This window comes from Christiangramia sp. 3-2217-3z (assembly GCF_051195275.1).
In the GTDB taxonomy this organism is placed as follows: Bacteria; Bacteroidota; Bacteroidia; order Flavobacteriales; family Flavobacteriaceae; genus Christiangramia; species Christiangramia marina.
Map to the genome: position 1 here is coordinate 79,556 of NZ_JBNJLI010000003.1, position 10,921 is coordinate 90,476.

The following is a 10,921-nucleotide window of genomic DNA, read 5'->3' on the forward strand; positions in this document are numbered from 1 at the left end:
TGAACACTGGAAACTACCGTTCTAAGATAGAGTTATAATCCTTTCCGTAGAACTTCTTCAGACTTTCCTGAAGGCGTTTTGGACTGGAAAAACCTGCTTTGTATGCAACCTCCATGGTATTAAAATCACCATCGTTCAGCAATTCTCTTCCGTATTCTGCATGGACAAACTCTATAAATTCCTGAGGCGAAAGGTTCACCAGACTTTTAAGTTTCATGAACAGTGTATTACTCGAAATACCTAAGGATGCGCTAAGATCGTGCACAGTGAAATTGTCTTTTTCAATATTATCAAGGATAGTCTGTTTTGATTCCTGAATAAATTTCCTATCACGATCAGACCTGTATACTATGTCAATATTTTGCAAATGACTTTTGATGAAGCCTTCTCGAAATTCCTGCTGACTTTTCAAGGTTGAAGCGATCTTATTCATCAATAATGTCATATTCAAAGGTTCACTGATAAGTTCTGTAATTTCAGCTACCTGATCCGTATCAAATTGCTGTCCCTCATTTGTGATCATGAATATATCGATATGGTTGAGAGCAGGATTACGCCTAAGCATTTTAGATAGCTGAATAGTGTTCATATCTGACAGCATACTCGCTGCAATAATGATATCTGGGAAGATCATACTTGCTTTTTCAATGCCTTCTTCAGCCGTTGCCGCCTGATAAACCTGGCAATGTTGACCAATTAAATTCGCCAGTAGTTCCCTGGAGGAAGTTTCAGAATCAATGATCAATATCTTACTGCCACTAAGATTTTCAATTTCCTCCGGAAGGGATTTAGCAATTGCCTTCTGAGTGTTTTTAGACTGAAGGATTCCGGCAGCACGTTCGGGTACCCTGCGATAATCTTCCTGCCTGTTCTTTAATACGGCAGTATATGTTGAACCTTCATTACTTTGCGTTTCAAAATTGAAGCTTCCACCAGCTTTATTAATGAGTTCCATAGCCTTAAGGATATAACGAAGTCCGCTCTTATCTCTAAACTTCATTCGTTGATCCAGACCGCGCTTCTTTTCCAGCACCTTAATATCCTGCGCAGGAATGCCTTTTCCGGTATCTGTGATCTGAACTTTCAGATCTCCAGCACCAGTTCGAATAAGATTTAGAATGATCTTTCCATTTTTTACCGAATACCCTGCACTGCCCGATATCAAACTAAAGAAGATCTTATCCAGTATCTCCATATTGTAATAAAAAGGTTCTTCTCCCCAATGGTTATTAATGATCAAGTCGAGATCTTTCAATTTGTAGACCGGTTCGATCTCATTTACCACCTCTGGAAGATGTGCGTTTAATTTTATACTGGAAATTTCATAAACAGATTCTTCATAATTAAAATTCAGGATCTGGTTGAAAAGATCATCAAACCTTGCAGCGTATCGCAGTAGATCCTCTTGATTATCCGCATCTTTTGAAGCTGATATTTTACTTAAGGATTGTACCGCGCTTTCTACAGGTTTCTGAAACTCCTGTTGCAGTTTTGCTCTAAGTTCTTCCTTGGCCTGCCTGTCGGCATTTCTGGAACGAAGTACGAATACATATGCAAATATAATCACAGCCGCTATAATTCCAATGCCCATAAATAGATACACCACTCCAATTCCTCCTGAAACTGCTGCGACTTCTACGGGAATCTGTTTAACTTCAGACCAACTGGAATTTGGTAGTTTTGACCTTACTTCGAACATGTATTTTCCCGGAGGCAGACTGGCATAGCTCGCTGAATTCACTTTTGAAGGTTTGGACCATTCATCTTCGATTCCCTGCATTCTCCAGCTATAGAGCAATTCATCTGGAGACCAGAATGATAATCCCTGGAAGGCTACCTGGAAACCTGTATTTTCTTTTACTTCGATGATCGAACCACTTAGTAACGAGATCCTTCTTTGCTTTTCATTACGAACTGAAGCTTGCATAAGAGTTCTGAATTCCACTTCAGGTTTCAACTCCTGCTGCGCCAGCATACTTTTCGGCTTAAAAATATTAACCCCTTTCGCTGTCCCCAGGACAAGGGAACCGTTCGTCATTTTAGTAAAACCTGTAGTTAGTTCAGAAGTTGTAAGTCCGTTTAATTCGCTGAATACTCTAAGGTTCTTTTCTTTTGGATCATAACTTGCAAGACCTTCATCTGTAGATATCCAGTAATTTTCATCCTCCACGATCACTCCTTCCACATTATTAGACGGTAAACCAAAATCTTCATCAAAGATCTCTAAAGCTTCCGTTTCAAAATTATACGAGATTAAACCTGTGCCTTCTGTTGCAAAGAGACCTATGCCCTCCTGAGTGATATACAATTGGTTGATGGCGTAATAATGCATGGTTTCGCTGGCAGTAAGCATATCAAGATCGCTAATACGACCACTAATGGGATCTATGGAATGAACACGATTCCTGGTAGCTACAATCAGTTTTCTGGGTCCGAGTTCTGCAATTGCCTGGACTTCTTTTAAAGGAAAGGTTTTGATCTCATTGGAAGTACTTATTCTTGTCAAATAACCTGTTTCTCCGCCAATCCAAGTATTTTCAGAAGAATCAATAAATAGGGCATTCGCTTCCAGAACCTCTGTTTTGTAAAGTGCGGTGGGTGCATAATGAGCTCTAAGAAGTGTATTGATATTTATCTTATACACACCATCTTCACCGGTCGCAACCCATACATACTGCTCGTTAGCAGAAATAGAAGTTATCTTATCTGGATTTTGCCGGGCTTTTTTGTAGTTTAAATTTTTGATATGACTATAGCGATCGGTCTTAGGGTTCCAGATGCTCAGGCCTTCACTGGTTCCAAACCAAACATGTCCACGAGAATCTGTGGCCATGGCACTTAACCTATTGCCTGCCAGACTTGAATATTTCGCAGGATCATGGTGCAATTGCCATATGGATTCTGAAGATAGATTTTTTAGATAGAGCCCGTCATTTCCAACTAACCAGAGCAAGTTTTTATCATTTAACTGGGCTGCAAATAATTGCTTCGGAAAGCTTTCCTCTTTTTTAATAAATTTTAGTTCCTCATCGAATTTATATACCCCATTCTCACGGGTCAGGGCAATGACCTTATCGTTGGTTTTTAGTAAATCTGTTATATGACCTCTGGTAAGATCGAAAGGCAACCTGTAGATCTTCTGAAATCTATCTAGTTGTGCATCGAATTCGAACATCCCCTTTCTATTGGTAGCCAACAACAACTTATTACCGAGTGATAGAAGTGCCGTGAACTCCAGATTTTCGTAATATGAAGTTTTTAGGCGTCTGAATTTCCCGGATCTTCTATTAATAGCGATCACCGCATTTGGCCCGGCAAAAATGATTTCGTCCTTAAAGATAGTAGATGTGGTTGCCTGAGTATTTTCAGAAAGAAATCTTGAAAGTCCGAAATCCTTAGCTTTAGAATCGACGTTCAGCTTGAAAATACCGTTCTCTGCAGCCAGCCATAACTGACCCGCCGGGTCTTCCAGCATCTCATAGACCTTCCCGGGCATGGAACTTACAAATCTAAAATCCTGCTTTCCACTCTCGAGAACAGCCAGACCTTTGTCTCCGGTAAGCCATACCTGTCCTCTGGAATCTGTTAAAGTAGCACGATATTGTTTCCCAATTTCAGATGGAATACCCCGAAATTTATTGTAATCCTCTACTTCCGCAGAGTTATATCGAATAACTTTTAATGGCGTTGTGATCCAGAGATGATCACCGTTAGCCTGCTGAATATGGACTTTTTCAGCATTTGTAAAGCTATTGATCATCCTGACTTCCTGCAGAGATTTATGAACCTGTGCCGTACCCTTCACGATCATTCCCATAAAAACAACAAGGAATAAGCGGAACACTAAATTAGATTGTATCAAAGCAACAGAAATTATAAGTTAAACACGAATAATTTAGGTAAAAATCGACTTATTAAAGTTCTGTAAACAAAGACTTTAAAGCCTAGTTATTAAGACGATATGAACAAAATGAAGTAAGAAAAATCCTATGAAATCCATTAGCCGGAAACAATCTGAATCCCGGAAGAGGTTCCAATGCGGTCTGCACCGGCATTTACATATTCTAAGGCGGTCTCTTTATCTCGAATTCCTCCTGAAGCTTTGATTTTCATATTGCCACCAATGCTTTGCTTCATAAGCTTTATATGTTCGATACTAGCACCAGCAGTACCAAAACCTGTAGAAGTTTTCACAAAATCAGCTCCTGCTTTTTCTGAAATCATACAGGCCTTTACAATTTCAGAATTGCTTAAATAACAGGTTTCCAGAATGACTTTGAGAATCTTTTCTCCAATTACCGACTTTACAGACCTTATTTCCTCTTCTACTTCTTCAGTCAAACCAGCTTTAAGAAAACCAATATTCATAACCATGTCGATTTCATCTGCACCTTGTTTAATCGCAATTTTGGCCTCTTGCACTTTTGCTTCCGAAGTTGAAGAACCCAATGGGAAGCCTATAGTAACGGCTAGCTTTACATTAGATTGTCTAATTTGCTCTGCAGCTAAATAGGCATAACATCCTGAAACACAAACCGCATAGAACTCATAATCAATCGCTTCCTGACAAAGTTTTATAATTGCCTGAGGGCTGGCTTCAGGTTTTAATAGCGTATGATCGATATAGTGATTCAGCTTCATCTTAGGGAAGTTTAATTTTATCTATTTCAACCACACCATTTGCCTTTAAGCGCATAGAGATCCAAAGGTCATTTTCGTCAGCCATAAACTGCGCAACTTCAAGATCTTCCAGGAAACCAATAAGATTGATGCCTTCCTTAGCTTCTATCCTATTTTCCAATTTACTGTTCAAGTAATTCATTTGCTCTTCCAGTTGAGGCATGAAATTAAAATTCATTTTTTCCTTTAATTTAGCGTACAACCATTTGTTCACAACAGTTTCCAATGCCTGATTTACAAGCCAGTTGTTATTCTGACCATCGATCTCATAATTTACAAGTTCAATTTTTTGCAGTTCACGATCCAGGTGTAAACTCGCGTAGAACAAAAATTTAACCTGCTTGTTCTTAAAAAAACTAGTAAGCGTTTGCACCGTAACAGGCAGACATAAATCGTATTCCGGATTGTCACTTTTCTCAATCGTAATGTCCAGAATCTGGGCATAGTTAGACTTTTCGCCTTGCTCATTCTCTTTGCTGATGATCTCACCAACCAGTTTCTGCTTTAGAAAATCATTTAGCACAGGATAACCAATCTTTATAGGAATGGTAATATCAAAGTATGCTTCAGACATATTTCGGTTTGTATCAGTCATCATTTTGGAAAGTTTGAGAGATTCGAAGATATAGAAAACTTAGGTTTCAGAATGGATACAGGCGGAGTTTAGCAAAATCTTATCAAGACTGAAATACTAAAAAAGTAAAACCGAATGTAAGGTTTTATATACTTTTTGTAAAACAAACCATTCTAATTAAATCTTTTTCTATATTTGTGTCAAATAAACTTTACATCATGGAAAAATCAACGAGTAAAAACTGTACAACCGGACGCACAAAGCTCTTGGCATTATGGACCACACTTTGGGTTACATCCCTGGCAGTGGTGGTATTTGGAAATCTTTATCTATGGACAGGCAATAACACGATCACGACCATTTTTCTAATCATCAATCTAATAATTGGAGTTGGAATGATTATCGCGAACATAAAGCACCTGGAAAGCCTGGACGAGTTACAAAGAAAGATTCACCTTGAAGCAATGGGCTTATCACTAGGGATTGCGCTTATCCTTGGAATTAGTTACTCCACAATGGATGTTACAAACCTTATTAATTTCGATGCTGAAATTTCGCATCTGGTAATTGTGATTGGGCTAAGCTATTTCACCGGAGTGGTAATTGGACAATACAGGTATCGATGAAAAACAGAATCAAAATTTTAAGAGCCGAACATGATTTGACGCAGGCCGAACTTGCAAAAAGACTAAATGTATCCAGACAAACTATTAATGCTATAGAGAAAGGAAAGTTTGACCCCAGTTTACCTTTAGCTTTCAAACTCTCACACCTGTTTGACAAAACAATCGAAGAAATTTTCGAAGCTGAAAATTGAACATAAAAAAGGGGCCGATTCCCTACAAGTCGAGCCCCTAATCTTTAACTAAATTCAAAAGCTAAAGTATCCAGAATACCGAGCATGTCTTAACTCAATAGCTTTTATTATTAGCTCAATTCAATATTAAATATTTGTATTAAACTATATATTAGTAGTTTATAAAAATTTTTCAATACAAGCATAACTACATTAACAGCACATATTTTAACATCGTGTTTAGGTTCTGCTTTAAGATATTCCCAAATAACGTGAGCTTAACAGGACTTGTAATATGATTCGATTAGTTTTGAATCACCAAAAAAATAAGTCATGAAAAATTTAAATGTTTACTTAAGAAAGACCGGATTATTAATGCTATTCATTGGAATAGTAAGTTGTGGATCCACTAAAACGGGAGATATGACCGATCTTAAAGCTGATGCTACGGAAGCTAAAGCAGCGATGACCGCAGCAGAACCTAATTTGGCTGAGTTGTTTGCAAGTTCCGCTGGATATGCAATTTTCCCGAATGTTGGAAAAGGTGCATATATCATTGGTGGTGCTTCAGGAAACGGAATTGTCTACGAAAACGGAACAATGGTAGGATATGCTAATTTGAAGCAGGTTGATGTAGGACTGCAGGTTGGTGGAAAAGCTTACCGAGAAGTAATTTTCTTCGAAAATGAAGAAGATTTGAACAAGTTCCAAGAAGGAGATTATGAATTATCTGGAAATGCTACTGCTGTAATTCTGGAAAAAGGAAAATCTAAAACTATCAAATTTACTGATGGTACGGCTGTAGCAACTATGCCTAAAGCTGGTGCGATGGTTGGAGTATCTGTTGCAGGACAGAGATTTGGATACACTGCAATGTAATATTAGATATTATAAAATAATTAAAAACCGACCTTAGGGTCGGTTTTTTTGTTTTCAGACTTTTCATGATGGAATCGATTACAGTCTGTATACATTATATAGATATGAGGAGCCGGACTAAAGATGCCAGCACAAAGAACTATCTGATTTTTGGTAGATTGATTTATAGAAATTGCATCACCAAAAAAAATAATCTTTAAAGTTTGAGATAATTCTGTAATCACCTTTTTATAACTTTATCATTTTTCTTCTAAAAATACCTTTAATAACTGCGGTCTCTTCTTTATGCTTCAGATCACTTCGAGTAGCGAAGTAGAGAATATTACTAACTTCTTTTTTACCAGACCACACTAGTTGAATCTTAGCGTCCCTGAGTGAATCATTTATTAGGAAATCAGGCACTATGGCGAAGCCTTTATTATTCTCTATAGATCTTATAATAGAACCAATATTTGGTAAAATATAGTTCGGTTTAAAATCTACCCTCTTTTTAAAGTTTTCATACCAGAAACGTCTAAAGTGGTCCATCTCATTAGATGCGCTATACCATGTCTGCCTTTTTAATATCTTCTCCAGCTCACCGAAACCTTCATTGTCGATTAAAGAGTTTATCTCTTTTAATTCCGAACCTTTCCCAGCCACCATTACGATATTCTCTTTCGTAAATGCTTCATAGGTCGCAAGAGAGCTTTTAGTATCAAACTTATGGGTTATGACTAAATCCAGAATGCCATTATTTAGATCTTTAATCAATTCCTGATGATCCCCAAACTTTGCCAGCAGGTTGAAATCTAAACTTGAAATTTCAGGTTCGAGTATCGTTTGAAAGGTTTCAGTACACATTCCAATATTAATGGAAGGCACTTCTTCCTGGGAAGTTTTCTTGAAATGTTGTTCAGCCTTTTCAAGTCTTTTAACTGCATCCAGCACAAAATTGTAAAGTTGTTTACCTTCTTCTGTCGGGATCATTCTACGCGATGTTCTTTTAAACAGTTTACGACCTATATAGGATTCCAGTGCATTTAAATGAACGCTTACCCCTGGCTGACTTGTAAATAAGGCCTCAGCAGCTTTTGTTAAGGTACTTTTCTCATAGATCGCTACGAATGTGCGATACCATTCCATACTTATCATCTATTACTATCTTAATACAAAGGTATAAATCATACTATTTTTATGATAGTATAATAGCCTTTAATTTTGTCCCGAACTAATAATATTAAATGCTATGAAGAACATTTTTGTAATAAACGTCGGACATACTTTCGCACATTCTCCCGGCCGTTTTAATAAAACATTATTACAGAACAACACAAATTATTTCGCGAATAGACCAGGCTTTGATGTTAGAACGACTGAAGTTGGAAAGAAATACAATTTAGAAGAAGTTGAGAAGTATAAATGGGCAGATATTATAATTTACCACACTCCAATATGGTGGTTTCAGATTCCTTTTGGATTTAAGGAGTACATAGACAAGGTCTTTACTGCAGGGCATCAAAATGGAATATATACAAGCGATGGAAGAAGCAGGAAGAATCCTTCTATTAATTATGGAACCGGAGGAAGTCTTCATGGGAAGAAGTATCTATTAACAACTAGCTGGAACGCACCGGAAGACGCTTTTAAGCTTGAGGGAGAATTTTTCGACCAAAAGAGTGTGGATGAAGGACCACTTTACGCTTTTCATAAAATGAACAAATTTATTGGTCTTGAATTTATCGCTTTAACGCATTTCCACGATATGGAAAAGAACGCAGATGTTCCCAGAGAACTGAAAAAATATGATCAATTTCTGAGTCAGATCTTTAATGATTGTTGAGATTTCCGCAAGGACGATAATAAACGAAAAAAGCCATTCGAATGAATGGCTTTTTGCTTAGTAGCGGGAACTGGACTCGAACCAGTGACCTTCGGGTTATGAGCCCGACGAGCTACCTACTGCTCTATCCCGCGCTATTGGACGGCAAATATAAGACGTTTTTTAGTTTCTAACCAAACTTTTTTTAAATTTTATATCGAAATCCATTGGATCGCATCCAGTCTATCCTTTATATCGTAGGTCCTAACCTCTACGTTCAAAAATATATCACTCACATTAACAGCCTTTTGAAACCAAATACTATCAGTAACTATTGCAAATTTATTAAAAAAATCTGCATTGGAATATTTAAAATTTATTCCTTTTAATAAAGCCTTAAAGCTAATTTCATGACCTTTTTCCAGTTCTAAATAGACATTTACCTGTTCGTATTGCTCCAAACGTGCTTTAATCTCCAGGATCACTTGATCCAGGAGTTCATCTGTAAGATCTGTATTCACGATGATGCCGATCACATGACCGGCTAGATCAAATGTTGCTAACATGATTTATGTATAGGGTGAACTACTAAGATAGCTCAAATATAGATTAGGTTTACCTGTAAATAAAGAATTATTGTTCGATTGGCCGAGCTTCAAAAACCTGCAATTCGTTAGATTCAAACTCAATGTGAAATTCAATAGGATTACAACAGGTCTCGCAATCTTCAATATAAGTTTGTTGCCGAACAGAAGGATCCAGCAATACAGAAACTTCTTCCCAGCAGTAAGGACATTGAAAGAAATGTTCGTTCATCAATCAAAGATTTACATTCAGTAATTGACCAGTAAGTTGCAGAACCTGTAACTCCGCCAGCTTGGCATCGTATTTTGCCAGGTTAAGACTTGTCCTGGCATCCAGTAAATTGATCTGCGCCTGCCTGAATTCTATCGAGGAAATTCTTCCAAGCTTATATTGTTCCTCAGATCGATTAAAGTTGTTCAGGTTCGTTTCAACATTTTCCTGCTGCACGTTCAGAATAAAAAGTTTGTTACGGTAATTTCCGAGGGAATTCGCGATATCCCGTTGAACCTGACTGATTAATTGTTCTTTCTGAATTTGCTGATTCTGATATCTTATTTTAGAATTTCTAACTTGAATATTTCTAAAACCTCCATCAAACAAATCCCAGCGTAAACTTACTCCAGCGGCAAGTCCATCTGTAGTTGTTGTACTACCAGGAAAGAAGGCCGTTGCAGCACTTCGGTTCAGGTTCCAGCCATAAGATCCAGTAAGATCTATGGAAGGCAAATAGCCGCTCTTATTAATCTTGATATCGTAGTCACTAATTTCCAGACTTTGCTCGATCTGTAGCAGCGAAACATTATGAAGTTCAGCTTCAGTAACAAAGCTATCCAGTTCAAGGTCACTTATAAAAGTCACTGTAGTATCCACGGAAAATTCGTTCGCAGTTATTTCTCTATTCAGAAGTACATTTAGATCCCGCTTGGTATTCTTCAGCAATTGTTCGGTTTCTATTAAAGAGATACTATCGTTATTCACGTCTACCCTCGCATTCAGAACCACAAGATTATTCGCCTGCCCATATTCAAACTGATATTGAGCACGGGTTACACGATTCTTAGATATTTCCAGAGTTTCCTCAAGAACATTGATATTTTCTGAAAGTCTGGCAACCTCATAATACACACTCATGATCTGGAGAATAGTATTTTCTATAGTTTCACGGGCCTCTAATTGAGAGAGATCATATTGCTCCTGAAGACTTCTATAATTATACAAACGTCCCAGGCCATCAAACAGGGTGTAGCCTAAATTTATGGAGGCGTTATATCGGTTGCTTTCGATCCCGCGTTGATCTACCGTTTCCCCGTTTTCAGGTTCTGTAACACGATCATTCAGGTCGTAATTTGCTCCGGCGAGTCCCGTAAGTGTCGGTAAATAGCCAGAATTTAAAATATTCTGATTGTTATCGGCAATTTCGACATTATTCTCAGCGATTCTTATTCCAAAGTTCTCATCCAAAGCTCTGGAAATAACTTCCTGCTTGGTGAGCAGGCTATCCAGACTATCCTGGGCGTTGCTCCCCATACTCCAAAACAGTACGATCAAAAAGCTTAGGATATATTTTCTTAATGTCATTCGAAATTATTTATTCTGAAGTTCAATT

Annotated in this window: 11 protein-coding genes and 1 tRNA gene; 4 read left to right on the forward strand and 8 right to left on the reverse strand. The window is 37.7% G+C overall.

The window, feature by feature from the left end; genetic code table 11:
- Positions 1-13 precede the first annotated feature (13 nt).
- From ACSHZO_RS06255 to ACSHZO_RS06265, 3 genes are all read right to left on the reverse strand, one after another.
- Positions 14-3,844 (reverse strand): triple tyrosine motif-containing protein, encoded by a 3,831-nt coding sequence (locus ACSHZO_RS06255; protein ID WP_298246702.1) that lies wholly within the window; start codon positions 3,842-3,844, stop codon positions 14-16.
- A 155-nt stretch (positions 3,845-3,999) separates the two neighbouring features.
- Complete coding sequence (gene deoC, locus ACSHZO_RS06260) at positions 4,000-4,641, reverse strand: deoxyribose-phosphate aldolase (RefSeq protein WP_298246703.1); 642 nt, start codon at positions 4,639-4,641, stop codon at positions 4,000-4,002.
- 1 nt (position 4,642) lies between these two features.
- Positions 4,643-5,278, reverse strand: a complete 636-nt coding sequence (locus ACSHZO_RS06265; protein WP_298246704.1) for a DUF4403 family protein — start codon at positions 5,276-5,278, stop codon at positions 4,643-4,645.
- 194 nt (positions 5,279-5,472) lie between these two features.
- Here ACSHZO_RS06265 and ACSHZO_RS06270 point away from each other — a divergent pair, with 194 nt between their 5' ends.
- The 3 genes from ACSHZO_RS06270 (at position 5,473) to ACSHZO_RS06280 (ending at position 6,929) form a co-directional block, all read left to right on the forward strand.
- Positions 5,473-5,880, forward strand: coding sequence for a hypothetical protein (locus ACSHZO_RS06270; RefSeq protein WP_298246705.1), 408 nt, complete (start codon positions 5,473-5,475; stop codon positions 5,878-5,880).
- Entirely contained in the window at positions 5,877-6,071 is a 195-nt protein-coding gene (locus tag ACSHZO_RS06275; protein ID WP_295179705.1) for a helix-turn-helix transcriptional regulator, read from the forward strand. Before ACSHZO_RS06270 ends, ACSHZO_RS06275 begins: the two co-directional genes overlap by 4 nt.
- Positions 6,072-6,383: 312 nt before the next feature.
- Positions 6,384-6,929 carry a lipid-binding SYLF domain-containing protein gene (locus ACSHZO_RS06280; protein ID WP_295179707.1) on the forward strand — a complete coding sequence of 182 codons (546 nt, stop codon included), beginning with the start codon at positions 6,384-6,386 and terminating at the stop codon, positions 6,927-6,929.
- 228 nt (positions 6,930-7,157) lie between these two features.
- Here ACSHZO_RS06280 and ACSHZO_RS06285 read toward each other — a convergent pair whose 3' ends face one another.
- Complete coding sequence (locus ACSHZO_RS06285) at positions 7,158-8,063, reverse strand: LysR family transcriptional regulator (RefSeq protein WP_298246706.1); 906 nt, start codon at positions 8,061-8,063, stop codon at positions 7,158-7,160.
- Positions 8,064-8,157: 94 nt separating this feature from the next.
- Here ACSHZO_RS06285 and ACSHZO_RS06290 point away from each other — a divergent pair, with 94 nt between their 5' ends.
- Positions 8,158-8,751: an NAD(P)H-dependent oxidoreductase gene (locus ACSHZO_RS06290; protein ID WP_298246707.1), complete on the forward strand. Its 594-nt coding sequence runs from the start codon at positions 8,158-8,160 to the stop codon at positions 8,749-8,751.
- Positions 8,752-8,812: 61 nt separating this feature from the next.
- Here the strand turns inward: ACSHZO_RS06290 and ACSHZO_RS06295 are convergent.
- From ACSHZO_RS06295 to ACSHZO_RS06310, 4 genes are all read right to left on the reverse strand, one after another.
- Positions 8,813-8,885 (reverse strand) — tRNA-Met (locus ACSHZO_RS06295).
- A 57-nt stretch (positions 8,886-8,942) separates the two neighbouring features.
- Entirely contained in the window at positions 8,943-9,296 is a 354-nt protein-coding gene (locus tag ACSHZO_RS06300) for an STAS/SEC14 domain-containing protein (protein WP_295182588.1), read from the reverse strand.
- A 67-nt stretch (positions 9,297-9,363) separates the two neighbouring features.
- Positions 9,364-9,546 carry a CPXCG motif-containing cysteine-rich protein gene (locus ACSHZO_RS06305; RefSeq protein WP_298246708.1) on the reverse strand — a complete coding sequence of 61 codons (183 nt, stop codon included), beginning with the start codon at positions 9,544-9,546 and terminating at the stop codon, positions 9,364-9,366.
- A 3-nt stretch (positions 9,547-9,549) separates the two neighbouring features.
- On the reverse strand, positions 9,550-10,893 hold the full coding sequence (locus ACSHZO_RS06310; RefSeq protein WP_298246709.1) for a TolC family protein: 1,344 nt from the start codon (positions 10,891-10,893) through the stop codon (positions 9,550-9,552).
- Positions 10,894-10,921 lie beyond the last annotated feature (28 nt).

Coding starts and splice junctions, on each gene's coding strand:
- deoC (WP_298246703.1), bottom strand. CDS start 4,641: ATGAAGCTGAATCACTATATCGATCATACGCTATTAAAACCTGAAGCC.
- ACSHZO_RS06265 (WP_298246704.1), bottom strand. CDS start 5,278: ATGATGACTGATACAAACCGAAATATGTCTGAAGCATACTTTGATATT.
- ACSHZO_RS06270 (WP_298246705.1), top strand. CDS start 5,473: ATGGAAAAATCAACGAGTAAAAACTGTACAACCGGACGCACAAAGCTC.
- ACSHZO_RS06275 (WP_295179705.1), top strand. CDS start 5,877: ATGAAAAACAGAATCAAAATTTTAAGAGCCGAACATGATTTGACGCAG.
- ACSHZO_RS06280 (WP_295179707.1), top strand. CDS start 6,384: ATGAAAAATTTAAATGTTTACTTAAGAAAGACCGGATTATTAATGCTA.
- ACSHZO_RS06285 (WP_298246706.1), bottom strand. CDS start 8,063: ATGATAAGTATGGAATGGTATCGCACATTCGTAGCGATCTATGAGAAA.
- ACSHZO_RS06290 (WP_298246707.1), top strand. CDS start 8,158: ATGAAGAACATTTTTGTAATAAACGTCGGACATACTTTCGCACATTCT.
- ACSHZO_RS06300 (WP_295182588.1), bottom strand. CDS start 9,296: ATGTTAGCAACATTTGATCTAGCCGGTCATGTGATCGGCATCATCGTG.
- ACSHZO_RS06305 (WP_298246708.1), bottom strand. CDS start 9,546: ATGAACGAACATTTCTTTCAATGTCCTTACTGCTGGGAAGAAGTTTCT.
- ACSHZO_RS06310 (WP_298246709.1), bottom strand. CDS start 10,893: ATGACATTAAGAAAATATATCCTAAGCTTTTTGATCGTACTGTTTTGG.